Raw genomic sequence first — 25,476 nt, 5'->3', positions numbered from 1 at the left:
TCCTACCGTTTGGGAGATCGATGTGTTGCAGGAACCGTCCCGGCTCCTCGCGGTGGTGGGTGTGGCCGGCCGCTTTCCCGGCGCGCCTGACGTCGACAGCTTCTGGCGGCTGCTCGTCGACCGCGGTGACGCGATCCGTCCGGTGCCGGCAGACCGTTGGGACCGCACCGCCCAGCTGGACCCGGAGAAGGTGATCCAGGACGTCGGCGGTTTCCTCGACGGCGTCGGCGACTTCGACGCGACGTTCTTCGGTATCTCGCCGCGGGAGGCCGTCGCGATCGACCCGCAGCACCGGCTGATGCTGGAGACGTCCTGGCGGGCGCTGGAGGACGCGGGGACCCGGGCCGCGAGCCTCGCCGGCACCCGCACCGGCGTGTACGTTGGCTCGTCCTGGCATGACTACGAGCTGCTGCGCAAGGACCGCGGCGCGGCCCCGACCCAGCACAGCGCGTTCGGGACGGCGATGGACATGGCCGCCACCCGAATCTCGTACTTCCTCGGGCTCACCGGGCCGTCGCTGGCGGTCGAGACGGGCTGCTCGTCGTCGCTGGTGGCGCTGCACCTGGCCGGCCAGGCACTGTTGGCCGGGGAGATCGACGCGGCGCTGGTCGGGGGCGTGAACCTGATCCTCTCCCCGGAGGGCTCGGTCGGCCTGACCCACTTCGGCGGCCTGTCGCCGACCGGGCGATGCCAGGCGTTCGCCGCCACCGCCGACGGTTTCGTCCGCGGCGAGGGCGTCGCGGCGGTATATGTGAAGACCCTCGCCCGGGCGCTCGCGGACGGCGATCGGATCCGCGGTGTCATCGCCCGCACCGCGGTGAACAACGACGGCGGCGGCGAGAGCCTGGTGACGCCGAACCCGGGCGGGCAGGAGGACCTGCTGCGCACCGTCTACGAGGACTCGGACATCCCCCTCGACCGGGTCGCCTACGTCGAGGCGCACGGCACCGGAACAGGCCGTGGCGACCCCGTCGAGGCGGGTGCCATCGGGCGGGTGCTCGGCGCGCGGCGCTCCCCGGGCGCCGGCCCGCTGCCGATCGGGTCGGTCAAGACCAACATCGGCCATCTCGAGCCGGCGGCCGGCATGGCCGGGCTGGTCAAGGCGCTGCTCGCGCTGGAGCACCGGGTCGTCCCGCCGAGCCTGTTCGCCGACGACCCGCACCCCGACATCCCCTTCGACGAGCTGAACCTGCGCCTCACCGGCGAGCCGGTCGGGCTTCCCGCGGACGCCCCCGTCTTTCTCGGCGTGAACTCGTTCGGCTGGGGCGGCACGAACGCCCACGTGGTGCTCACCGACCCGCCTGCCGCGTCCCGCATCCCGGCATCGCCTGCGGCGCAGCCGCTCGTGGAGCAGCCGCCCGCGTCCCAGCCGCCCGTGTTGCTGGCGCTGTCGGCGCAGACCGACGCGGCGCTCACCGCCCGGGCCCACGACGTCCGCGCCACGCTGGCACCCGCCCCGGCCGACGGCGGTGACGCGGTGCCGACGACGCCGACGCCGACGCCGACGCCGACGGAGCTCCCGGCGCTGGCGGGGACGCTGGCCTGGCGGCGCGACCAGTTCACGTCGCGGCTGGCGGTCCTCGCCACCACCGCGTCCGGCGCCGCCGCGGCCCTGGACCGGTTCACCGCCGGCGACACCTCCGACGGCCCGGACCTGATCGTCGGCAAGGCGCGGGCCGCGGGCCGGACCGCGTTCGTGTTCCCCGGGCAGGGCTCCCAGTGGGCGGCCATGGGCCGGGACCTGCTCGCCACCGACCCGACGTTCGCCGCGACCATCGACCGGTGCGCCGCGGCGCTGCGCCCCCACGTCGACTGGGACCTGCGGGAACTGCTCGCCGGAGCCGCCGGCGACGAATGGCTGGCCCGGGTCGACCAGGTCCAGCCGGCGCTGTGGGCGGTGTCGGTCGCCCTCGCCGAGGTCTGGCGCGCGGCCGGCGTCGAACCCGACGTCGTCATCGGTCACAGCCAGGGCGAGGTCGGCGCGGCCACCGTCGCCGGGATCCTCAGCTACGACGACGCCGCGCTGATCGTCGCCCGCCGCGCCGTGATCGTGCGGCGCGCCTCGGGCCGCGGCCACATGCTCGCCGTCGACCTGGACGTCGATGCGGCGCGGGCGGCTCTGGAGGGTTTCGAGGAGGTCGTCTCGCTCGCCGTCAACAACGGGCCGCGCTCGTGCGTCCTGTCCGGTGACGGCGAGTCCGTGCTCGCGCTGAAGGAGCTGCTGGAGGCCGACGGCACGTTCTGCCGCCTGGTCAACGTCGACTACGCCTCACACAGCCCGCAGATGGACGAGCTGCGCGAGGACCTGCTCGCCGCTCTCGCCCCGGTGCGCCCCCGCGCCGGCGACATCCCGCTGAAGTCGACGGTCCGGGGCACCCTGCTGACCGGCCGCGAGCTGGACGCCGTCTACTGGGCCGACAACCTGCGCCAGCCGGTGATGTTCGCCGACGCGCTGGCAGACCTGTTCGACGAGGGCGTCACCCACGTCGTCGAGATCAGCCCGCATCCGGTGCTCGCACCGGCCGTCGAGGAGCTGGCGGGCGCGCGGGAGGACCCGCCGCGGGTGGTGACGACGCTGCGCCGCGACGAGGGCACGGCCGCCGACCTCGCGCACGCGTTCGGCCGCGCCTACATCGCCGGCCTGGAGCCGTTCGGGCGCCTGCCGCGTGACGCGTGGGCAACCGTTCCCGGCTACCCGTGGCAGCGCCGCACGTACTGGGTCGAGGCCGGCCGCGGCGGGCCGCGCCGCGCCGGCGCGCTCGACGTTGCCCTCACCCCGTCCGTCACCGAGAGTGATGTCTGGACGGGTGTGCTGGAGCTGGCCCGCGACGACACCCCCTGGTTCGTCGACCACCGGGTGTTCGACGCGGTCGTCCTGCCCGGTGTGGGCATGTTGGCGCTCGCGCTGGCCACCGCCCGGGCCCGGACCGGCGCGGTGCCGGGCGCACTGACCGACGTCGAGTTCCGCAGCGATCTGACGTTCGGTGACGACCCGCTGCGCGTCAGCGTGCTGTGGCGGGACGACGTCAGCGGCGGCGGCAGCTTCGTCCTGTCGTCGCTGCCCGCGGGCGCCACCGACTGGACGACGCATGCCACCGCCCGGGTGCACCACGGCGCCGCCGCACCGGTCGGCGTTCCGTCCCACGGCGTCCCGTCCAACGGTGGTCCGGCGCTGGGTGATCCGGCGTCCCACGGCGACCCGCTGTTCCCCGGGCATCTGCTGGCCGGCGAAACCGGTGACCCGGAGGAGTTCTACGCGGCGTGCGCCGCCCGCGGCCTGAACTACGGCCCGTCGTTCCGCGGCCTGCGCCGGCTGTTCCAGGCCGGCCCCGCGACGGACGACGCGGACGGTACGGACGGCGCCGCCGGTGCCGAGGCGCTCGGTGAGGTCGTGCTGCCCGAACGGTGCCGGGCCGGCGCACGTCCCGACGAGCTGCATCCGGCGTTGTGGGACGCCGCGCTGCAGGTCGCCCTGGCCCTGACCGGAGGCGACGGAGCCGTGGTGCCGCGTTCGGTCGACCGGGTGCGGGTGGTGGGATCGCTCACCGAGCCACCGACCGCGGTGTGGTCGCACGCGGTGCGCCGCGACTCGACCACCCTGGACTTCCACGTCTTCGACGCCGACCGGCGCCTGCTGCTGACGATGGAAGGCCTGCGCATGGAGGCCCTCCCCGACGCCCCCGGCGAGGCGGGCGCGGGGGAGTGGCGTGACTACCGCCTTGAGTTCACCGAACAGCCCCCGGCCGCCGACGCGGCGGAGCTGACGGACACGGTCGGTGGGGGCGCGGGCAGTGCGGGTGGCGCGGGCAGTGCGGGTGGGAGGAGTGCGGGCGCGGCCGGAACCTGGGCGGTCGTCGCCGGCCCGGGCCTCGGTGACACGGCCCGGGAGCTGGCCGAGGCCCTCACCGCCCACGGCGTCACCCCGGCCCAGCACGACCTCGCGGACCCGGCGACGCCGTGGGGCGGTGCACCGACGCATGTCGTCGTGCTCGCCCCCGCGGCCGACGCCGGTCTCGCCGCGCAGCGCCGCGGGCTGCTCGAACTGGCCGCGCTCGTGTCCGTCGCCGTGGAGCAGCCGACCACCCCGCGGTTCGTGATCGTCACCACGGCCGCCCAGGCGCTCGACGGGTCCGCTGCCGCCGACGGGTCCGCTGCCGCCGACCCCGCCGCCCCTGACCCCGGCGCCGCGCTGTACTGGGGCTTCGGTCGGGTGCTCGGCCGCGAGCACCCGGAGCTGCGTCCCGTGCTGCTCGACGTCACGCATGGGGCACGCGGCCGGGTGGCCGACATCGTGACGGGGCTGTCGGCGCTGCTGTCGGCCCCGGACGAGGACACCGACCAGGTCGTGGTCCGCGACGGCCGTCGCCACGTCGGCCGGATCGTCGCCGCCACCGTCGCCGCAGCGGATGCCGGCGAGCCGGCGGCCGGGGTGACTCCTTGGCGGCGCGCCGAGCAGGCCGTGCGGCTGAGCCCGGATCGTCCCGGCAGCTGGGACGGGCTGACGCTGCGTCCGCTGGTCCGCCGCCCCCCGGGGCCCGGTGAGGTCGAGCTGGTCGTCACCGCGTCCGCGCTGAACTTCCTCGACGTGATGAAGACGATGGGCACCTACCCCGACCCGCGCGGCGCCGGGCTGCTCGGCACCGAATGCGCCGGCATCGTGACGGCCGTCGGCGACGGGGTCGCCGCTCCGGCGATCGGTGACCGGGTGGTCGCCTGCGCGATGCCGGCGCTGGCGTCGCACCTGACCGTGCGCGCCGACCACACCCGCCCGATCCCCGACTGGCTGTCCGACGTCGACGCCGCCGGGCTGCCGATGGTCACCGCGACGGCCTGGTACGGCCTGAACGACCTGGCCGGCCTCGCCCCGGGCGAGACGGTCCTGATCCACTCGGCGGCGGGCGGCCTCGGTCTGGCCGCCGTCGGGGTGGCCCGCCACCTGGGCGCCACCGTGATCGCGACGGCGGGCACCGCCGAGAAGCGCCGCCACCTGGCCGACCTCGGGATCGAGCATGTCTTCGACTCCCGTGACCTCGGCTGGGCCGAGCAGGCGCGGGCGGTGACCGGCGGGCGTGGTGTCGACGTGGTGCTCAACTCGCTGACCGGCGCCGCGATCGGGCTCGGCCTGGATCTGCTCGCCGAGGGCGGCCGGTTCGTCGAGGTCGGCAAGAAGGACATCTACGGTGGGCGCACCATCAGCCTCAGCGCCTTCCAGAAGGGCATCGGGCTGCACTCGGTCGACCTGAGCGCGCTGATGACCCGCCACCCGGTGCGCTTCGCGCGGCTGCTGAGCGACGTCTGGGACCGGGTCGAGGCCCGCGACCTGCCGCCGCTGCCAGTGATCACCCGTCCGTTCGCCGAGGTGGCGGAGGCGCTGCGGGACATGTCCCACGGCAACCACATCGGCAAGTACGTGGTGCGGATCGACCCGGCCGACCTGCCGCCCGCCGCGCCGGAGCCGATGCCGCAGGGCCGGTTCCGCGCCGACGCGACCTATCTGATCAGCGGTGGGCTCGGGGCGCTCGGCCTTTCCCTCGCCGAGTTCCTGGCCGACTCCGGTGCCCGCAGCCTGGTGCTGCTGGGCCGCCGCGCGCCGGACGCAGCCGCGACCGCCCGCCTCGACTCCCTGCGGGGCCGGGGCGTGCGGGTGGAGACCCGCCAGGTCGACGTCGCCGACGCCGCCGCGCTCACCGCGGCGCTCACCGAGCTGCGTGCCGCGCTCCCGCCGCTGCGCGGTGTCGTGCACGCCGCCGGCCTGCTCGACGACGCGACGATCCTGACCCTGCGGCCCGAGCAGGCCGAGCGGGTGCTGGCCCCGAAGGTCGACGGTGCCCGCAACCTCGACGCCGCGACCGACCCCGACCCGCTCGACTTCTTCGTGCTGTTCTCGTCGGCCGCGGCGCTGATCGGCAACGCCGGCCAGGCCGCCTACGCGGCCGGCAACGCCTACCTCGACGCGCTCGCCGTCGCCCGCCGCCGCCGCGGCCGGCCGGGGCTGAGCGTGCAGTGGGGTCCCTTCGCCGAGATCGGGCTGGCGGCGAGTGAGGACAACCGGGGTGCCCGCCTCGCCGACCGCGGGATGGGCAGCTTCACCGCCGAGGAGGCGTGGCAGGCACTCGCCGGCTACCTCGGCGCCGGTGGTCCGGATACCGCGGGCCAGGGTGCCGCGGGCCAGGACACCGCAGGCCAGGACATCGCGGGCCAGCAGACCGCGGGCCGGCGCATCGCAGGCCGGGGTGCCGACGGGCAGGTCGTCGCCTACCTGCGCCTCGACCTGCGGCAGTGGTTCGACTCCTACCCGGACACCGCCGCACTGGAGAGCTGGAGCGTGCTGCGCCGTGCCTCGCGCGACGGCACCCCGGTGGGTGAGCAGGGCAACGAGTTCCTCGCCCGGCTGCGCACCAGCGACGGCGACGACCGCCGTGAGCTGCTCGAGGGCAAGGTGCGCGAGCTGGCCAGCCGGGTGCTGCGCCTGGACCCGACCGCGATCGAGCGGGACCTGCCGTTCAAATCGCTCGGCCTCGACTCGCTGATGGGTCTGGAGTTCCGCAACCGCCTGGAGTCGGCGTTCGGCCTGAAGCTGTCGCCGACCCTGCTGTGGACGTACGGAACGATGCGCGCCCTGTCCGGCGCCCTGACGGAGCGACTGTTCGAGGCTGCGGCCCCCGCCGCCACCCAGGAGGACTGAGAACGCATGGCTCACGACGACAGTCCCACGCTCGTCCCGGCCGCTGCCCCGCCCGGCGCCCCGCCCGGCGCCCCGGCCCCCGCCCCGGCGTCCCGTACCGCGCTCGCGCGGGCGCTCGACACGATCCGCTCACTGCGGGCCCAGCTCGACGCGCAACGCGCCGACCAGCCGCTCGCCGTCGTCGGCGTCGGCCTGCGCCTGCCCGGTGGCATCGACGACCTCGACGGCTACTGGACGGCGCTCGCCGCCGGCCGTGACCTGGTCACCCCGCTCAGCCAGGAGCGGATGGGCCCGTTCGCCGACCAGTGGGCGGGCCTGCACCGCAAAGGCGGGTTCCTCGACGAGGTGATGGACTTCGACGCCGGCTTCTTCGGTATCGGCGGCCGCGAGGCACGGCGGCTCGACCCGCAGCACCGACTGCTGCTGGAGGTCGCCTGGGAGGCCCTCGAGGACGCCGCGCTGCCCCCGGAGCGCCTGACCGAGACCCGCACCGGATTCTTCGTCGGCATCACCAACCAGGACTACGACGACTGGCGGCCCGCCGACGTCGACGCGGTCTGGGGCATCGGCAACGCGATCTGCTACTCCGCCGGGCGGGTCGCGTTCACCCTGGGGCTGACCGGCCCGGCGATGGCAGTGGACACGTCCTGCTCGTCGTCGCTGGTCGCCGTCCATCTCGCGCGGCAGGCGCTGCTGCGGGGCGAGTGCGAGGTCGCGCTCGCCGCCGGCGTCAACCTCATCGTGTCTCCGGCGTCGACCAGGCTGATCTCCCAGTCGGGCCTGCTCGCCCCGGACGGGCTGTGCAAGCCGTTCGACGCCCGCGCGAACGGCTTCACCCGCTCCGAGGGCTGCGGGATCGTCGTGCTCAAGCGCCTCGCGGACGCCCGGCGGGACAACGACCGCATCCACGCGGTGATCGCCGGCTCGGCGCTCAACCAGGACGGCAGGTCCGCCAGCATCACCGCGCCCAACGTGCGGTCCCAGATCGACGTCATCGCCGCGGCGCTGGCCGACGCGGGCCTGACCGCAGCGGACATCGGGCACCTGGAGGCCCACGGCACCGGAACCGCCCTGGGCGACCCGATCGAGATGGACGCGATCGCGACCGTCCTCGGCCGCCCGCGCGGCGGGCGCCGGCTGACGGTCGGATCGGTGAAGTCGAACCTGGGGCACCTGGAGTCCGCGGCGGGTATGGCCGGCCTGCTCAAGGCGATCCTGTGCGTGCAGCGCCGGGCCGTGCCGCCGCTGGTGCACTTCCGGACCCTGAACCCGCGCCTCGACCTCGCCGATACCGGAATCGCCATCCCCACCGAGGTCGAGGCCTGGTCACCGGACGACGGCCGCTACGCCGGCGTCAGCTCCTTCGGCATGAGCGGTACCAACGCCCACGTCATCGTCGGCCCGGCGGACGTCGGTACCGCGGTGGACATCGGCACCGCGGCGGGCAACGGTGCGGCGGCGGGTGCCGGTGCCGTGGTGGGTGCCGGCGCCGCGGTGGGCAGCGGTGGTGCGGTGGGCACCGGTGGTGTGGAGGGTGTCGCGGCCGCTGGCGGGAGGGCGGTTCCGGTGGCCGGATTCGAGGTGGCGGCGCGAACCCCGGACGCGCTGCGGGTCCTCGCGGCGCGCTACCGGGACCGGCTGGCCACCCTCCCGGACGACGCCTACCCGGCGTTCGCCTACACGGCGACCGTGGGCCGGGCGCGCCATCCCGTCCGCGCCCGGGTGCTCGCCACCAGCCGGTCGCAGGCCCTCGCGGCCCTCGACGCGCTCGCCGCGGGCACTCCCGTGGAGCCCGGTGGAGGCGAGCTGACGGAACTGCCCCGTGCCGTCGTCGACCTGCCGCACTATCCATGGGAGCGGCGCCGCTACGCGATCGTCCCGGCCGGCAGCGCGGAGACCCCCGCAGCCACCCTTCGCCTCACCGCCGTCTGATCCGCAGCGCGAGTCCAAGGGCGATGAGCGAAGAGCCCGCGGCAGAATCCTGAGACGCGGATCCGGCGTGCCTGTATGGGCTTGGCGGAGCCGTGCTGATGGGGGGCGAACCGCGCCCCTCCTGCCATCCATCGAGGATCCCGCACTGCCGTGCGGCGGGGTCATTTCGCCTCTTTAGCGGCAAAAGGGGTGCTGATTCACCTGGCGACCCGCAAGAAAGAAGAATTTTGGTCGCTGGAACGACCGAAATCGTTCACTCTTGCGACTTGCAAAACCGGGCTGCCGGGCTACCGGGCTACCGGGCTAGCGAGCTGCCTGGCTACCGAGCACTCGGAGGTCCGGCTGGGTTCGTGGGTAGGAAGAGCGGACGCCCCCGCTCGTAGCCGCGCTCCGGAAGATCTGAGGATCCTGGTCGTTCTGACGACCCCGATCCTCAGGTCTTGCTCTCGGCAGGCGACCCGGCCCTATTTTCCCTGCATCCGTGGAGGCCAGCGCAGCGGCCTGGCGACCCTTGCTTGATGGCGATGTACCCGAGGAACACAGTTTCACTGATGGCTCCGCACTGAGGAGCAGAACGCCGGCGGTCCTCGCAGCGTCCAGTCTTCTGGGGCTGCGAGGACCGTGGTGTTTCCGGGCGCGGTGCGTCAGCCGGCGAGGCCGAGGTCGCCCAGGCCGCCGGGGACGTCGACCGGGGGGCCGGTGACCTCGGCGCCGAGCACCGCGGTCAGCTCGGCACGGGTCGCCACGTTCACCTTCGCGAAGATCGCCTTGGTGTGGTCGCGCACGGTGTGCTGGGAGATCCCGAGCCTGCGGGCGATCCGGTCGGTGCCGTGCCCGGCGACGAGCAGCTCGGCCAGCTGGCGTTCGCGCGCGGTGAGGCCGTAGAGGGCCAGCATCACCGGCAGCAGGTCGGCGCGGCTCGCGGGCTCCAGCACGACGGCGGTGCGTGACGTGCCGCCGCCCCCGTGCGCCGGTGCGGAGACCAGCACCTCGCCCTGCACCAGCAGCCAGCCGCCGCCGGGCAGCGACATCCGCAGCCGGGCCGGTCGGGGCGGGCCGCCCGCTACGGCGTTCGCCTGGGCCTGCACGGCCACCATCGTGACCGACACCGGCAGCTCGGGGGGCTCGGCCGGGCTGATCCGCCGCAGCCAGCGGTCCGCCTCCGCGGTGGAGGCCTCGAGGTGGCCCGCCGCGTCCAGTATCAGCGTGCCGGAGCCCGCCAGCGGGGTGCGTGGTGCCGCGGTGCGGGCCAGGCCGGACCGCAGGCCGTGGCCCAGATGGCGGGCGATCGAGGCGACGTAGCGGACCTCGGCGGCGGTGAAGTCGGGCTCGTCGTCGGCGCGCCGCAGACAGCCGATGCCCCAGGTGGCGCTGCCGTCCCGGGCGAGCAGCCGCAGCTCGTCGCGCAGCCCCAGCGGCTCGTGGACGGACCGGTGCCGGGTGGCGCGGTCCAGGTCGCCGCCGGTGGAGGCGGCGAGGGACACCGCGCAACGCCCGGATCGGTCGAGGTCGAGGAACCCGTTGACGCCGGTGCCCGCCAGCTCGTCGTGCAGGTCGTCGGCGCGCAGGCAGACCTTGGGACCGACCGCGTGCAGCCGGGTCGGCAGCAGCGTCTCGGGGTCGGTCGTCATCCACGAGCCGGCGTCGTACGGAACCACTCGGCGGACGCGCTCGGCGACCTCGGCGACGAGGTCTTCCGGGGTGATGCGCTGCTCGCACAGGTCCGCGATCCCCTCGCGAACGGCGCTGGCGCGGATTCCGAGGGCAGGTTTCGCCACGCCCGCGAGCTTACCCGACCTTGCCGATCGAAAAAATCCCCAAAGTTGGGGGGATGCGCGAGGCCCCTAGTTGCGGGATGGGCGTGCCGGCTGATCCCCGCAAGTATGACGGGTACTGAATGAGCCTTTCCCGTCGGCGACGTGGACTCTCGGCGACCTGGACTCTCGGCGATGTGGACTCTCGGCGACGTGGACTCGCGGTGTCCCGGACCGTGCCCGTGAGATGGAGAAGGCTCCATAGAGGAGGGGATTCCGCATGGCGATCACCGTTTACGGCGCGAGTGGATACACCGGACGGCTGGTGGCCGCCGAGCTTCGGCGCCGCGGATTTTCCGTCGTTCTGGCCGGCCGGGACGGTGACCGGCTGCGGGCGTTGGCGACGGAACTGGCCGACACCGAGCCGGGTGACTCCGTCGACGGCCGGAAGGTCGAGATAGCGACCCGCCAGGTCGGTGTGGAAGACCCGGCAGCCCTGGCGGACGCGTTCCGCGGCAGTGATGTCGTCGTCAACGTGGCGGGCCCGTTCGCGCTGGTGGGTGAACCGGTGGTCCGGGCCGCCATCGAGGCGGGTGTGCCCTATCTCGACACGACCGCCGAGCAGCTGTTCGTGAAGAAGGTCTTCGACGAGTTCTCCGACCCCGCGCAGAACGCCGGGGTGGCCGTCGTCCCGTCCGTCGGTTTCGACATCGTTCCCGGTGATCTGCTCGCGAACGTGGTCGGCTCCCGGGTCGAGCAGGCGACCGATCTCCTCGTCGCCTACGACGTGCACGACTGGGACATGAGCAGGGGAACCGTCCGGTCGGCCTTCGGTGCGCTGACCAGCGGCACCTTCGTCTACAGCGACGGCGGATGGCGGCCCGGCGACGGCACGACGCCGTACGAGGCGGTGACGTTCCCGGGGAACGTGGAGCCGACGCCGGTCATCAGCTGGGCGGGCCCGGAAGTCATCACCGTTCCCCGGCACGTGCCGACCGACCGGCTGTCGGTCGTCATCAACGCCAGCATCGTCACGCCGGAGTTCGCGCAGCTGCTCCAGCTGCCCGCCGAGACCGTCGCGACCATCATCGACAACCTTGCGGAGGGCCCGGACGACACCCGCCGCGCTGCGGCCAGGTTCACCATCGTCGCGGAGGCCACCGGCGCCGACGGGCGCCGTGCCCGCGGTGTCCTGCATGCCAGCGACATCTACGGGTCGACCGCGGTGATCGTGGCGGAGGCTGTCCGTCGGCTGCTCGCCCAGCCGCCCCGCGCCGGTGTGCTCAGCCCCGCCCAGGCGTTCGACGCCGCGAGCTTCCTCGACTTCCTCGTTCCGCATGGCTACTCCTGGGACGTCCAGACGCCGGCGGACGCGCCCGCCGCGCAGTAGGCGGCATCGGCCGCGGGTCCGGGTGTGGAAGAACGACCGCCGCCCGGATCCGCGGCCCCGAAGCCGAGCCTTTTCCGTCGTCGACTCGAACCCGCGGTGTCCCTGACCATGCGCCGTGAGATGGAAAAGGCTCATTGAGCCTTTTCCATCTCACGTCTGCCGGGTGCTGTCACTGCGGCTCGGACACGTCGACGGAAAAGGCTGGTCGGTCACAGTCGCTCGAAAGGAATTCGCAACCCATGACGGAAAAGCAGGAGTCCGGGGCGGCGGTGCGAGCCGTCGACGGGCCGGCGCGCGAGCCGGCCGCCGGGAGCTCCGCGCCCCCGAGGTCGGCGCCCTCACATTCGGTGCACCCGAATTCGACGTCCTCGAACCCGGCGTCCTCGAACCCGGCGTCGTTCGTCTGGACGTCCGTTCACACGATCGCGTTGACGCTGTTGTGCGTCGCGGCAATGCTCGAAACCCTCGACATCACGATCGTGAACGTCGCGCTGCCCAGCATTCAGGACGACCTCGGTTTCTCCCAGGGCGACCTGCCGTGGGTGGTGAACGCCTACACGGTGGCGTTCGGTGGTTTCCTGCTGCTCGGCGGCCGGACCGGTGACGTGTTCGGCCAGCGGAGGATATTCGTCGGGGGAATCGCCCTGTTCCTGGTCGCCTCGCTCGCCGCGGGTCTGTCGCAGGACGCGGGCAGCCTCGTCGCCACCCGGGCGCTGCAGGGCCTGGCCGGAGCGTTCAGCATCCCGATGACGCTGGCGATGATCGCGTCGATCTTCCCGGCTGGCCCGGCCCGCAACAAGGCGCTGGCGGTCTGGGGTACCGCCGCCGGCGTGAGCAGCGCCCTGGGCGTGGTGCTGGGTGGCGTGCTCGTCAACGGGCCCGGCTGGCGGTGGATCTTCCTGTTGAACGTCCCGATCTGCGCGCTCATCCTGGCCGGTGCCGGCCGGTACCTGCCCGCGGACCGCACGACCCGGACGCACCGCTTCGACGTCGTCGGCGCGCTGGTCTCCACCGGCGGCACCGCGCTGCTGATCTACGCGGTGCTGCAGGCCAGCGAGCACGAATGGGGGTCCGGGCGGACGATCGGCCTGCTCGCCGGCGCCGTCGTGCTCCTCGCCTACTTCGTCGTCCACGAGCTGTTCGTAGCGGCCGAGCCGCTGATGACGTTCTCGCTGTTCCGTAACCGTTCGGTGTCCGGCGCGAACGCGGTCCAGGCGCTCGTCGCGGTCGCGCTGTGGGCGATGCTGTTCTTCGTCACTCTGTACGCGCAGGAGGTACTGAACTACTCCCCGCTGAAGACCGGACTGGCCTACCTGCCGCTCGCCGTGACCCTGCTGGTCGCCGCGCCGGTCGGCCCACTGCTCGTGCCGAAGATCGGCATCCGCGCCGTCGTCGCCATCGGCTGCGCGATCGTCGCCGGCGGTCTGCTGTTGTTCACCGGGATCTCGCCGGACGGCGGTCTGGGCACGAACATCATCCTGCCGTCGGTGGTGGTCAGCCTCGGGTTCGCGATCCTTTTCGTCCCGATCAACATCGCCGCGGTGACGGGCGTGCCGGCGGAGAGCACGGGCATCGCCGCGGCGCTGCTCAACGTCAGCCGCTATGTCGGGGGATCGCTCGGCTTCGCGGTCATCGCGACGCTCGCCGAGAGCCGGACGGCCGACGCGGCCCGCGCCGGCGACGCGGCGGCGGCCGCGCTCACCGAGGGGTTCAAGCTCGGCTTCGTCATCACCGCGGTGACCATGGTCGTCGGGGTGCTGGCCGCGCTGCTGCTCTTCCGGGAGGACGGACGAGGCGAGAAGGTGGACCTCGCCGCGGTGCAGTCCGCCGCGATCGAGGGCGGCTGACCGCCCCCCGGGGCTGACCGTCCCGGGGCGGGCCGGGCCACGGACAGCCTCTCCAGATGGGGCAGGGCAGGTTCGTGGTCGGCCCGACCCGGGGGCGGGACCCGGGGCGGGAGCGAGAGCGTTCAGCCGGCGAGCCGGACGAGGCCCATGCGCCGGTCGCCGACCAGGATCGCCCGCTGTGTGTCCTGTAGCGAGCGGCACGGCTCGAGGCCCAGCTCGTCGCGCAGCCGGGTGCGGGCCGTCCGGTAGACGTCGAGTGCGTCGGCGACCCGCTCGGCCCGGTACAGCGCGACCATCAGATGGCGGTAGAACGGTTCGTGCAGCGGGTGTTCGGTGATGAGCGAGTACAGCCTGGGCACGAGCCGGCGGTGGCGGCCGAGCTCGAGCTCCGCCTCCAGGTTCGCCTCCAGGCAGCCCAGCCGCTGTTCGGCGAGCCAGGTGTCATACCAGACGATCATCGGGCTGGCGGGCGGCCGGCCGAGCAGCTGGCCCCGCCACAGCCCGAGCGCACGGTCGAAGCAGGCCACGGCCTCCGCGTACTTCTTCAGCCGCACGTGTTCGTGTCCGCGCGCGGCCAGGTCCAGGAAGTCGTGGGCGTCGAGGGTGTCGTCGCCCAGGTCCAGCAGGTAGCCCGGGGCGCGGGTCACGATCGGGCTGTCCGTCCGGTCCGGCCGGGCCAGGAACTTGCGCAGGTTCGACACCATCACGTGGATTCCGGCATTCGCGCTCCGCGGTGCGGCCGCACCCCAGATCTCGCTGATGAGCTGGTCGGCCGACACCACTTCGTTCGGGCGGACCAGGAGGGTGGCGAGCAGGGTCTCCATCTTGGGGGCGCTGATGAAGCAGGTGCCATCCTCCTTCGTCACCCGAAGAGGCCCGAGGATTTCGTATCTCATCGTTGTCCCATCGTGTCTCGTGGGGCGGTGTCTGCGGGCGCGACTCGGTGTCCGGGCCCGCATGACGGCTCGGCGGATGAAGTAGGACACTGGTCTTTCTGGGGAAATCTCCGGGTGTTCGGGTCCGGGGAGCCGGGGGAACCCGGGATCCGGGGCGCGTCGAACTGCGGCGCGTCGCTCCGTCAATAATCACCGGAGAATTGCTCCCGAGGTACCCCTGAAACCCCCCTAGATGACCCCTGTGCGGCTATTTCTGCGATAGTGTTACGCGAAAATGTCCGAACTCTTTCCAGCTCACGGTGATCGTTGAAGTAGCAGGTTCGCATCGACGACTTAAATGCTCTTGGGTGGTGACCGATGTCACGTGGTGTCGGTCGTCGTTGGATTGCGTATCGCGGAATATTCGCGGCCGCCGGCTAGTCGAGATCCTCGCGGGCGAACTGCATGAAAGTGGACCGCAGGTCGGCGCGGCCTTTCGCGCCGAGTTTGCGGTAAACCCGGGTCAGATGCTGCTCGACGGTACTCGCGGTGATGTGCAGGATTCTGGCGATCTCCCGGTTGGTACCGCCCAGCGCCGCCTGCACCGCGACCTGGTGCTCGGCCGCGGTGAGTGGGTCGACCTCCGCGCTGGGCGAGGAGATCCGCAGCCGCAGCAGTGCGACCGTCGCCCGCTGCATGTCGTCGGAACAGACCAGGCGGGCCAGCCGCAGGCACTCGGCGGCGAAGAGCCGATCGTGGTCGAGGGTCTCCTCGACCGCCCGGCAGAGCACGGCGAACGCCCACGGCCCGGGCGGGTGGTGCGCGGCGACCAGATGCGCGGCGACGGTGTGCGCCGCCGCGCCGTCGACCTGCAGCAGGCGGGCCGCCCGCTGGTACAGATGCGACCGTTCGCCCGGGGACATCTCGGCGAGCACTGCGGCCCGGGCGGCCGGGTGGCGGAACCGGCCGGTGCCCAGCGGACCGGCGCGCTCGAGCAGACCGGCGCGTTCCAGCAGGTCCAGGGCCCGCTCGACCGTCGGCTCGTCCGCGTCGACGAGCTGGCGTAGCGACGCGGACGAGCCGGACTCGGCGAGGATCGCCAGCCCGCGCGCGACCTGGAGCAGGTCGGGCCCGCCGCGGTGAAGGCAGGTCAGGTATGCCTGGCCGAATGCCGTACCGGCGACGGGTTCGGCTGGCTCCGCGGGTTCGGCGGGTTCTCCCGGTGCGACGGGTTCGGCCGGACCGGTGGGTTCGGCGAGTCCGGCGAGTCCGGCGGGTTGCCTGGCCACGGCGGCGGCGTCCTCGGTCAGGGCCCGCAGCAGCAGCGGGTTCCCACCGCTCACGTGGTGCCAGCGGGTGGTCGTGACCGTGCCGACGGGCAGTCGGAGCCGGGTGTCGAGCAGCTCGGCCACCCCCCGAGGCGACAGCGGGGAGACCTGGATCCGGTGGCAGTGGGGCTGGCGCAACAGATCGGTGTGCCAGGAGGCTCGCGAAGCATCCGTCCCGACATGTCCGATGTTCTCGCTGACGACGATCAGAACCCGCGACGCCCGCACCCGGCCGCCGAAGTACGCCAGGCAGCGCAACGACTCCACGTCGGCGAAATGCAGGTCGTCGACACCGATGACGACCGTGACCCGGCGCGCGAGCGTGTCGATCGCCGACCACAGGTCGTGCACGGCGCTGGTCGACAACTGGTCGGCGGGAGCCGTACCGGTGTCGGTGGGGGCTGCGGGGGCAGCCTCGGCGTCGGTGACCCGAGGCCAGGCGAGATCGTCCTCGGCGCCGAACTGTGGCGGTGTGCGGAACAACTGGCGCACGAGGGCCAGCGGTTCGTCGCGTTCCGCTGGGGTGGCGAGCGCGGTCAGAACCACCGCACCCGTCGCCGCCGCATCGTCGACCAGGGCGTTCAACAGCTCGGTCTTGCCGGTCGAAACCGCCCCGCTGAGCACCACGACGCTGCCGTTCCCGAGCCTGCCGCGGGCCAGCAGCCGGGTGAACACCGAGATCTCCGCGGCCCGTTCGACCAGGCCGTGGGGACGCCGCGCCGCCTTCCCACCTGTGGGTCCCGCTCCGGCCGCCAACGCGCTAGCGGGCCATCGCCCGTGAGGCGGACTCGGCGGGCCGGGGGACCGCGGCGAGCAGCTCCCGGGTGTACGGGTGCGCCGGCTGTGCGAAGACCTGCCGGAGCTCACCGGACTCGACGATCCTGCCGTCGCGCATCACCAGGAGCCGGTCGCCGACCTGGTGGATCACCGCCAGGTCATGGGAGATGAACAGCATCGCCACCCCGAGGTCACGTTGCAGGTCGGCGAGCAGGTCGAGGATCTGGGCCTGGATCGACACGTCCAGGGCGGACACCGGCTCGTCACAGACGAGCAGCGCCGGCTCCGGCGCCAGCGCCCGCGCGATCGCCACCCGCTGGCGCTGTCCGCCGGAGAGGTCCCGCGGCCGCCGTCCCAGCAGGTTCGCGCCGAGCCCCACCTGGTCGAGCAGGACGGCGACCCGGTCACGCCGTGCCCGCCGCCCGCCCCGGCGGCGGCTGCCCGCCACCGCCTCCCCGACGATCCGCTCGACGGTGTAACGGGGATCGAAGGAGCTCAGCGGATCCTGCTGGACGGCCTGTATACGGCGGCGGTGCGGCCGGCGGTCGCGCTCGAGCACCCCGTCCCCGTTCCACGGGACACCGGCGAAGCGGACCGTGCCGGCGTCCGGTGCGAGCAGGCCCAGCACGATGCGGGCCACCGTCGTCTTCCCCGACCCGGACTCGCCGACGACGCCGAGCGTCTCGCCGGCGCGCAGCTGGAACGACACGTCGTCGACGGCGTGCTGCCAGGCCCCGCCGGGCCCGCGGAACCGCCTGGAGAGACCGTCGACATCGAGAAGGACCTCGCCGCGGGCGACTTCGGTGGGCATGCCCGCGGCGGGCACGCTCCCGGTTGGCATGTGTGCGAGCGGTGGTGTTTCGGCGACGGCCAGGACGGCCGGGCCGACGGGTTCGGCCGATCCGAACGGGCCGGCCGATCCGAACGGGCCCGACGGGTGGGACGGGTGGGACGGACGGAACGGGTCAGATCGGCCCGATGGGTCGGGGGCCGGTGCGGGGTGCCAGCACAGGACGCTGTGCCCGGGGTCGGCCTCGGCCGGGGGCGGGAGCTCCGTCCGGCAGCGTTCGTCGGCGAGCCGGCAGCGGGCCGCGTACGGGCAGCCGTCCGGGCCGGCCCCCGGCTGGCGGGGCACCGGGACCGCCAGCCGGCTCCGCCTGGTGTGCAGCGTGGGGACGGCCGCGAGCAGCGCCTGGGTATAGGGATGCCGCGGGTCGCGCAGCACCTGTTCCGCTGGTCCGCCCTCGACGATCAGCCCCCCGTACATGACGGCGATCCGGTCGGCGATGCCGGCCACGACGGCGAGGTCGTGGCTGATCAGCAGGAGTGCCAGGCCTTCCTGCCGGAGCCGTCGCAGCAGATCGAGCACCTGGGCCTGCACGGTCACGTCCAGGGCGGTGGTCGGTTCGTCGGCGAGCAGCAGCCGCGGTCCGGCCGCGACCGCGGACGCGATCAGCGCCCGCTGCCGCAGCCCGCCGGAGAGCTGGTGGGGGTACTGGCGGGCGCGCCGGGCCGGATCCGGCACGCCGACGTCGGCCAGCGTGTCCCGGACCCGGCCGGCGACCTCGTCCCGAGCGGCGAGCCGGTGGACGCGCAGCGGCTCGGCGACCTCCGCGCCCACCGTTCGCAGCGGGTCCAGGGACACCAGCGCGTCCTGCAGCACCAGCCCGATGTGCCGTCCGCGCACCGCCCGCCAGCGTGCCTCGGTGAGCGCGGTCAGGTCGGTGCCGTCGAAGGAGAGGCGGCGGGCGCGCACCGTCGAACGCCCACCGGTCAGACCGATCAACGTGCGGGCGGTGACGCTCTTCCCGGACCCGGACTCGCCCACGATCGCCAGGCACTCGCCGCGGTCGAGGGCGAACGACACGTCGCGCACCGCGTGCACCCGCTCGCCACCCACCTGGAACGTCACGTCGAGCCCGTCGACGACGAGCAGCGGCCCGTCCACCCCGCCCACCGGCCCGCCGTCCACCCCGCCCACCGGCCCGGTCATCGGCCCGCCCGCCAGTCGACCCGTCCGGCGAAACGAGCCTGCGCGTACCGGCCGACGACCGTCACGGCGATCACGGTTCCGGTGATCGCCGCACCCGGGAACACCCCCGTCCACCAGGCGGTCTGGAGGAAGTCGCGACCCTCGGACAGCATCAGGCCCCACTCCGGGCTCGGCGGGCTCGACCCGAGGCCGAGGAAGCTCAACGCGGAGGCGTACATGAGCGCGGTACCGAACCCGACCGTGGCCAGGACCAGCACCGGGCCGAGCGCGTTGGGCAGGACATGGCGGGCGACCACCACACCGCGGCGCAGGCCGAGCCCGACCGCGGCCTCGACGTAGCCGGAGCGCAGCACCAGCATCGCCTCGGTGCGCACCAGCCGCCCGTACACCGGAATGAGGGCGATCGCGATCGCGATCACGGTGTTCGCCGTTCCGGCGCCGAGCACGGCGACCACCAGCAGCGCTAGCAGCACCGGGGGCAGCGCGAGCGTGACGTCCGTCAGCCAGGTGAGGATCCGCTTCATCCCGCGCCCGCCGAGCGCCGTGGCCAGGCCCAGCACCACACCACCGGCGACGGCGAGGCCGATCGCGGCGAGGCCGAGCAGCAGCGACGTGCGGGCCCCGTAGACGACGCGGGTGAACACGTCGCGGCCGAGCTGGTCGGTGCCGAACCAGTGGCCCGCCCCCGGCCCGGCCAGCGCGTGCACGGGGTCGATGTCGGTTGGCGCGGCGTCGGTCAGCAGCCCCGGCGCGGCCGCGACGAAGGCAGCCAGCGCCAGTACCGCGGCCGCGACGACAACACCCGGCCGGGGGACCGAGACGACACCCGGCCGGGGGACCGACCAGCCGCGTGGACCCGGACGCCGGGCGCCGCCCGTGAGCACGGTGTCGATGCCCGCCCCTGGGCTGCTGCCGGTCTCGGGGCTGCCGCCGGTCTCGGGGCTGCTGCCGGTCCCGGCGTCGATGTCCGTCCGGGTGTCGATGTTCGTCACAGAGCTGCCGCCGTCCGTAGCCGTGGGTCGAGCGCCAGCTGCACCAGGTCCACCAGGATGAACACGACGGCCACCACCGTCGCGGTCAGCAGGACCACGCCCAGCACGACCGGCATGTCCCGGCTGGCGACCGCCTGCAGCACCAGCGAACCGAGGCCGGGGCGACCGAAGACGGTCTCCACCAGCACCGCGCCGCCCAGCAGCGAACCCGTCACCCAGCCGGACAGTGTGAGCAGCGGGGCCGCCGCGTGCCGGACCGCGTGCCGCAGCCGCACCCCGATCCGGCTGCGGCCCCGGGCCCGGGCAGCGACGACGAACGGCTGTTCCAGCGCCGTCTCGATGCCCTCCCGCAGCACCTGTGCCAGCACCCCGGCGACGGGTAGCGCGAGGGTGACCGCCGGCAGCACCAGCGCCCTGAGGTCCTGCGCGCCCGCCACCGGGAAGAGGTTCAGGCGGAACGAGAACACTGTCAGCAGCACGATCCCCAGCCAGAACTGCGGGGTGGACAGCGCCACCAGCTCCAGCAGCGTGACCACGGCGCGCAGTGCCGAGCGGCGGCCCGCCGTGAGCACCGCGGAGACCACCGCGATGACCACGGCGAGGGTGACGCTCGCCGCGACGAGCTGCACCGTCGGCCACAGCTGCTCCCCGATGAGCGCGGTGACCGGCTGCTGGAGCTGGTAGGACCGGCCCAGGTCGCCCGTCACCAGATCACCGAGGTAGTGCAGATAGCGCACCGGTACCGGCTCGTCGAACCCGAAGTCGGCCCTGATCTGCTCCCGGACCTGCGGGGACGCCGTCGTGGCCGGCCCCAGCATGACCGCCACCGGGTCACCGGGCAGCAGCTGCAACGCGGCGAACGCGAGGGTCGCCGCGCCGAGGACGACCGCGCCCGCGCGGGCGAGCCGCCGCCCGACCGCGCGCAGCACGATCCACCCCCGTGGCCCTGGCCGAACGGGTTCGACGGCCTTCACTTTCGGTCGCGCCAGGCGTCGTAGAACTGCGGCCAGGCGTTCGTGTCGAAGGCGATCCCGTGGACGTGCCTGCCGGCCGCGAGGATGGACGACGGTGTGTAGACGGGCACGACCGCGCCGATCCTGACCACCCGCTGCTGGGTGCGCGCGTAGACGTCGTTCCGGACCTTCTCGTCGAAGGTGCCCGCACCGGTCGTCGTCCAGGTGTCCACCTCGGGGTCCTTCACGAACGCGGCGTTCTGGCCGCCGCCGGCCAGAGTGCTGGCCGAGTGGAAGAACAGCCGCAGCACGTCCGGCTCGAACCGGGCCCAGCTGAAGTCCAGGACGGCGTACTTGCCGGCGTACGCCTCCTTCAGGTACGTGCCCGCGTCGAGGGACGGGCGGGTGAGCTCGATGCCGATCTTCTTGAGGTCCTCCTGGAACGCCTGGCCGAGGACGTCCCGCTGTTCGCGGATGGTGGCCGGGATGATCGGCCAGGCGACGGTGAGCCGGTGGCCGTCACGGGTGCGGTAGCCGTCGGAATCACGGCCCGTCCAGCCGGCCTCGTCGAGCAGCTGGTTGGCCTTGGCCGGGTCGTAGGGCCAGCTGTTCTCCAGGCTCCTGTCGTAGGAGGGCGTGACCGCGGTGAGTGGGCTCCAGGAACGCTTGTACTGGCCGAAGTAGACGGTCTTCACGTCCTGGTCGATGTTCAGGCCACGCTGGAAGGCGACGCGCACCCGCTCGTCGGTGAACGGTGCCAGTGTGGTGTTCAGGTAGAGGCTGTACGGCGAGCCCGCGGCGTCGCGGCGCAGCACCTGCAGGCGCCCGTTCGCCTCGACCGCGGCCACGTTCGCCGGCGGCACCGCACCGGCGACGTCGATCTGGCCGCTGGTCAGCGAGCCGATCCGGGTGGAGTTCTCCTTGAGAACGCGGATCGTCAACGTGTCCAGGTAGGCGGCGCCGGTGTGCTTCGCGGTCGCCGGCGCCCAGTTGTACGCCGGGTTCTTCGTCAGGACGATGCTCTGGCCCTTGGTGTAGCTGGTGAAGGTGAACGGCCCCGTGCCGACCGCCACCGGGCCACCGCCGCACAGCTTGTCGGCGTCGGCGGCGAGCGTCTTCGGCGAGTAGAAGCCGAGATAGGCGGTGCTGGCCGCCTGCAGGAACGGCGCGAAGGGCTGGGCGAAGTTCACCCGGGCGGTGAACTGGTCGACGACGTCGGTGCCGGTGTAGCTGCCGAGCAGGCTCGCGGCGTACCGCGACTTCGTCGTGGGCGCCTTTATGTGGTCGAAGTTCGCCTTCACGGCGGCGGCGTCGAAGCGGGTGCCGTCGGTGAACGTGACGTCCTGGCGGAGCTTGAAGGTGTAGGTCTTCAGATCCGGCGAGGTCTCCCAGGAGCTCGCCAGCCACGGGTGGAACGTGCCGGACTCGTCCTCCGCGACGAGCGAGTCGAACACGTTGCGCTGGATGGCCGCGGTGATGTCCTGCGGGCTGACGTGGATGTCGAAGCAGGTCGGCTCGGTGTCGATCGCGTAGGTGACCGAACCGCCCGCGACCGGTTTCTCGGTGGCGCCGGTGCCTGCGCCGGCGGCGCCCGGAGCGGGGTCGTCGTCGGAACCGCAGGCGGTGAGCAGGAGTCCCGCGGCGAGCGTCGCCGCCACCGCGAGTCGTAGGGGCCGTGCCACTGGACGTCCGGGTCTGGGGAAGCGCATGGGTGAACTCCGGGGGTGTTGGGACGAGCTTCGTCAGGAAGGGGAGGAGGCCCCGACGCCGAGCCGGGCGAGGAGCTCGGCGCGCAGCTCGACGAACGCCGGGTCGGTCACGGTGCGTGGCCGCGGCAGCGTGACGTCCACGCTGTGCGAGATCACACCGTCCTCCATGACCAGCGCCCGGTCGGCGAGCAGCAACGCCTCCTCGACGTCGTGCGTGACCAGCAGGATCGCCGGGCGGTGCCGCTGCCACAGCTGCTCGACCAGGCCCTGCACGCGGATCCTGGTCAGGGCGTCGAGCGCTCCGAACGGCTCGTCGAGCAGCATCAGCTCGGGGTCGCGCACGAGCGCCCGGGCCAGCGACGCGCGCTGCGCCTCGCCGCCGGAGAGCGTCTTGGGCCAGGCGTCGGCACGATCGGCCAGCCCTACCTCCGTCAGCGCCGCGAGCGCGCGGGCTCGGTCCGGCCGGCCCGGCAGGCCGAGAACGACGTTGCGCCACACCCGCTTCCAGGGCAGCAGCCGCGGCGACTGGAAGGCCACCGCGCGCCGGGACGCGATCTGGACCTCGCCGCTGATCTCGTTGTCGAGGTCGGCGAGGATCCGCAGCAGGGTGCTCTTGCCGCAGCCGCTGCGGCCGAGCAGGCAGACGAACTGCCCGGCCGGGACGGACAGGCTGAGGTCGTCGATGACCGTGGTGTCGCCGAAGGAGCGGCGCAGGTTGCGGACGGTGACCGCGGGTGGGGCTTGCGTGCCCCCGCCGGCGGTGGTCAAGCTCCGCTGAAGGCCGGTCGCCATGACAGCAGCAGCCTTTCGAGTAGTCGGACGACGGCGTCGACGGCGAGCCCGAGAAGGGCGTAGACCACGAGGCAGACGACGATGATGTCGGTGCGCTGGAACTCCTGGGCCCGGTTCATCAGGTGCCCCAGGCCCCGGTTTGCGTTGATCTGCTCGGCGAAGATGAGCGCGAGCCACGCGATCGCGAGGGAGAACCGCAGGCCCACCAGGACGTTCGGCAGCGCCCCCGGCAGGATGACGTGCCGGATCAGCCCGGCCCGGCCGAGCCCCACCGTGCGCGCGGCCTCGACGAGGGTCGCGTCGACGTTCCGGATTCCGGCATAGGTGTTGAGGTACAGCGGGAACGCGACGCCGAAGGCGACGAGGGCGATCTTCGGCTGCTCCCCGATGCCGAACCAGATGATGAAAAGCGGGATGAGGCCCACGAAGGGCACAGTGCGGATCATCTGGACGGCGGCGTCGATGAGGTCCTCGCCGAGCCGGAAGAGCCCGGCCAGCAGTGCCAGCGTGATGCCGATGAATCCGCCCAGCAGCAGGCCGCTTCCGGCACGCCGCAGTGACACCAGAATGGCCCGGGGGAGCTCACCGCTGCCCATCAGGTCCGCGAATGTCGTGACCACGCTCCACGGCGAGGCGAGAAGCTCGGTGGACGCGCTTCCGGTCCACACCGCGATCTGCCACGCCGCCAGCAGGAACAATGGTCCCACCGGGCGCCGTGCCCAGCGGGGTAGTCCCCGCCGCCGGGCGCCGGCGGGAACGACGGTGGTCAGAACCGGCGCCACCTCGACCGATGTTCCGGATGTTTCTCGTGTTTCTCGCGTTTTTGGAGTTTCCGATGTTCCCGGTGAGTCGGTTTTCTCCGTGCTCCCGCCGGGTGTGCTGCTCTCGCCGCCCATGCCGGCGGGAAAGGTCTGGAGCGTCACGAATTCTCCCGTCGAGGGCGCGCGAGTCATCGCCGTGAAAAGCAGTCACGGTCGCCGGTGAGAACGGGGAGGGCGGCGGTGGCGGCGGTCGCCTTGGTGAGCCATTGCCATCTCCCGGTCCGCGGGCAGGGATGCCGCCGGACCGAGTCGACGACGGAAGGTGCCTAGCCGTCGGCCCGGTGCCGGGGACATGCGGCGGACTTGATCCGCTGCAGGTCGATGTGACTGCGGGTGACCAGTCGAACCGATCTGTACACGGGAGCAACCGAAACATGCCCGACAGGCTGGGTCAATGGGTCTGAATGTGTGATGGAAGTCACTTCTTCACTTTTTAGGTCGTCAAAGATGAATTACTGACAGTGCTGTACCGTGCTCGGTGGGACGCGGTCGAGATGAGGTTGATCCTGTCTGTCAGCAAAATGTCACCGGGCTGCCCGGTCCGCCCTGGTGGCCTGCCCGTCCCGGCCTGATCCCCTGACCCCGGAGCGTTGTGCGATGTTGCGCGTGTTCAGACTGCTCGGATCCCGGCTGCGGGTCGGCGTCGCGGCACTGGTGGCCGTCGTGGCCGTCGTGGCCGTCACCGCCTGCGGGTCGGACTCCGACGACGCCCCGGCGGCCACGACGGCCGACGGGCGGCCCGACCTCTCCCGCGTGACCCTGCGGGTCGCCGACCAGGTCGGCCAGCTCAAGGCACTGCTCGAGGCCTCGGGCGTCCTCGCGGACGTCCCATACAAGATCGAGTGGTCCGACTTCTCCGCCGCCGCCCCGCTGCTGCAGGCGCTGCGCGCCGGCGCGGCCGACATCGGTCAGGCCGGTGACGCGCCCATCCTCAACGCGCTCGGTGCCGGCGCGCCGCTGAAGGTCGTCGGGGCGGCCCGCACCTCCCCGAAGGGCGTCGCGATCCTCGTTCCCAAGGACTCGCCGATCCGTACCGTCGCCGATCTGCGTGGCAGGACGGTATCCCCGTCGACCGAGGGCAGCATCGGGCACTACCTGCTGCTCGGCGCGCTCAAGGAGGCCGGGCTGACCCCCGACGACCTGACGATCTCGTTCCTGGCCCCGCCGGCCGCGTCGGCCGCCTTCGACGCCCGGCAGATCGACGCCTGGGTGACCTGGGATCCTTACGTCGCGCTCGCCGAACGTAAGGGCGCCCGCATCGTCCGCGACGGCGAGGGGATCAACAGCGGCCTGGGCTTCGTCGTCGCCACCGAGGACGCGGTCGAGAACGCGGGCACCAAGGCGGCGATCGCCGACTTCCTGACCCGACAGCGCAACGCGTTCATCTGGTCGAACCAGCACCAGGGCGAGTTCTCGAAGATCTTCGCGTCGCTGACGAAACTGCCCGAGCCGGTGGCCCTCGACGTGCTCAAGCGCCGCCAGTGGAGCGCGCCCCCGATCGACGACCAGATCGTCAGCCAGTTCCAGAAGTCCGCCGACGTCTACGCCGAGGCCGGTGTGCTCGAGAAGAAGCTCGACGTGAAGCCCTTCTTCGTCCGCTCCCTGACCTCCTGACGAGGGTCGCGAAC

The 25,476-nt window shown here is 72.8% G+C and carries 14 protein-coding genes; 5 read left to right on the top strand and 9 right to left on the bottom strand.

The window, feature by feature from the left end:
• The first annotated feature begins 22 nt into the window (after positions 1-22).
• A complete protein-coding gene (locus tag AWX74_RS23560; protein ID WP_091280968.1) occupies positions 23-6,685 on the top strand; it encodes a type I polyketide synthase in 6,663 nt (2,220 codons plus the stop codon).
• A 6-nt stretch (positions 6,686-6,691) separates the two neighbouring features.
• Positions 6,692-8,617, top strand: a complete 1,926-nt coding sequence (locus AWX74_RS23555) for a beta-ketoacyl synthase N-terminal-like domain-containing protein (RefSeq protein WP_091280965.1) — start codon at positions 6,692-6,694, stop codon at positions 8,615-8,617.
• Positions 8,618-9,261: 644 nt separating this feature from the next.
• On the opposite strand, the gene AWX74_RS23550 is transcribed toward AWX74_RS23555, so the two are convergent.
• Positions 9,262-10,395, bottom strand: coding sequence for a helix-turn-helix transcriptional regulator (locus AWX74_RS23550; protein WP_054569475.1), 1,134 nt, complete (start codon positions 10,393-10,395; stop codon positions 9,262-9,264).
• 256 nt (positions 10,396-10,651) lie between these two features.
• On the opposite strand from AWX74_RS23550, the gene AWX74_RS23545 reads away from it, so the two are divergent.
• Both AWX74_RS23545 and AWX74_RS23540 read left to right on the top strand, forming a co-directional pair.
• Entirely contained in the window at positions 10,652-11,761 is a 1,110-nt protein-coding gene (locus tag AWX74_RS23545; RefSeq protein ID WP_091280961.1) for a saccharopine dehydrogenase family protein, read from the top strand.
• Positions 11,762-12,000: 239 nt separating this feature from the next.
• Entirely contained in the window at positions 12,001-13,608 is a 1,608-nt protein-coding gene (locus tag AWX74_RS23540; RefSeq protein WP_091280958.1) for an MFS transporter, read from the top strand.
• Between the two features lie 122 nt (positions 13,609-13,730).
• On the opposite strand, the gene AWX74_RS23535 is transcribed toward AWX74_RS23540, so the two are convergent.
• The 8 genes from AWX74_RS23535 to AWX74_RS23500 all read right to left on the bottom strand — a co-directional run bounded on the left by AWX74_RS23535 (position 13,731) and on the right by AWX74_RS23500 (position 23,809).
• A complete protein-coding gene (locus AWX74_RS23535; RefSeq protein WP_076827010.1) occupies positions 13,731-14,504 on the bottom strand; it encodes an AfsR/SARP family transcriptional regulator in 774 nt (257 codons plus the stop codon).
• 416 nt (positions 14,505-14,920) lie between these two features.
• Positions 14,921-16,678, bottom strand: coding sequence for a helix-turn-helix transcriptional regulator (locus AWX74_RS42870; RefSeq protein WP_091280955.1), 1,758 nt, complete (start codon positions 16,676-16,678; stop codon positions 14,921-14,923).
• The gene (locus AWX74_RS23525; RefSeq protein WP_091280952.1) at positions 16,572-18,581 is read right to left on the bottom strand and encodes a dipeptide ABC transporter ATP-binding protein; all 2,010 of its coding nucleotides are present in this window, start codon (positions 18,579-18,581) and stop codon (positions 16,572-16,574) included. Before AWX74_RS23525 ends, AWX74_RS42870 begins: the two co-directional genes overlap by 107 nt.
• The gene (locus tag AWX74_RS23520) at positions 18,578-19,573 is read right to left on the bottom strand and encodes an ABC transporter permease (protein WP_091280949.1); all 996 of its coding nucleotides are present in this window, start codon (positions 19,571-19,573) and stop codon (positions 18,578-18,580) included. Before AWX74_RS23520 ends, AWX74_RS23525 begins: the two co-directional genes overlap by 4 nt.
• Positions 19,570-20,502: an ABC transporter permease gene (locus AWX74_RS23515; RefSeq protein WP_091281035.1), complete on the bottom strand. Its 933-nt coding sequence runs from the start codon at positions 20,500-20,502 to the stop codon at positions 19,570-19,572. The genes AWX74_RS23520 and AWX74_RS23515 overlap by 4 nt, the downstream gene beginning before the upstream one ends.
• Positions 20,503-20,543: 41 nt before the next feature.
• Positions 20,544-22,235 carry an ABC transporter substrate-binding protein gene (locus AWX74_RS23510; RefSeq protein ID WP_091280946.1) on the bottom strand — a complete coding sequence of 564 codons (1,692 nt, stop codon included), beginning with the start codon at positions 22,233-22,235 and terminating at the stop codon, positions 20,544-20,546.
• Positions 22,236-22,268: 33 nt separating this feature from the next.
• Positions 22,269-23,027 (bottom strand): ABC transporter ATP-binding protein, encoded by a 759-nt coding sequence (locus tag AWX74_RS23505; protein ID WP_091280943.1) that lies wholly within the window; start codon positions 23,025-23,027, stop codon positions 22,269-22,271.
• Complete coding sequence (locus tag AWX74_RS23500; protein ID WP_091280940.1) at positions 23,000-23,809, bottom strand: ABC transporter permease subunit; 810 nt, start codon at positions 23,807-23,809, stop codon at positions 23,000-23,002. The genes AWX74_RS23505 and AWX74_RS23500 overlap by 28 nt, the downstream gene beginning before the upstream one ends.
• A gap of 636 nt (positions 23,810-24,445) precedes the next feature.
• On the opposite strand from AWX74_RS23500, the gene AWX74_RS23495 reads away from it, so the two are divergent.
• Positions 24,446-25,462, top strand: a complete 1,017-nt coding sequence (locus AWX74_RS23495; RefSeq protein ID WP_091280937.1) for an ABC transporter substrate-binding protein — start codon at positions 24,446-24,448, stop codon at positions 25,460-25,462.
• Positions 25,463-25,476: the final 14 nt, after the last annotated feature.

It is taken from the genome of Parafrankia irregularis, assembly GCF_001536285.1.
Classification (GTDB): Bacteria; Actinomycetota; Actinomycetes; order Frankiales; family Frankiaceae; genus Parafrankia; species Parafrankia irregularis.
The sequence above is the reverse complement of the archived record's forward strand: the minus strand, read 5'-3'. Positions and strand labels throughout refer to the sequence as shown.

What these genes read in the sequence shown, in the direction of transcription:
- AWX74_RS23555 (WP_091280965.1), top strand. Translation starts at nt 6,692, where the DNA reads ATGGCTCACGACGACAGTCCCACGCTCGTCCCGGCCGCTGCCCCGCCC.
- AWX74_RS23545 (WP_091280961.1), top strand. Translation starts at nt 10,652, where the DNA reads ATGGCGATCACCGTTTACGGCGCGAGTGGATACACCGGACGGCTGGTG.
- AWX74_RS23540 (WP_091280958.1), top strand. Translation starts at nt 12,001, where the DNA reads ATGACGGAAAAGCAGGAGTCCGGGGCGGCGGTGCGAGCCGTCGACGGG.
- AWX74_RS23535 (WP_076827010.1), bottom strand. Translation starts at nt 14,504, where the DNA reads ATGAGATACGAAATCCTCGGGCCTCTTCGGGTGACGAAGGAGGATGGC.
- AWX74_RS23525 (WP_091280952.1), bottom strand. Translation starts at nt 18,581, where the DNA reads ATGACCGGGCCGGTGGGCGGGGTGGACGGCGGGCCGGTGGGCGGGGTG.
- AWX74_RS23510 (WP_091280946.1), bottom strand. Translation starts at nt 22,235, where the DNA reads ATGCGCTTCCCCAGACCCGGACGTCCAGTGGCACGGCCCCTACGACTC.
- AWX74_RS23505 (WP_091280943.1), bottom strand. Translation starts at nt 23,027, where the DNA reads ATGGCGACCGGCCTTCAGCGGAGCTTGACCACCGCCGGCGGGGGCACG.
- AWX74_RS23495 (WP_091280937.1), top strand. Translation starts at nt 24,446, where the DNA reads ATGTTGCGCGTGTTCAGACTGCTCGGATCCCGGCTGCGGGTCGGCGTC.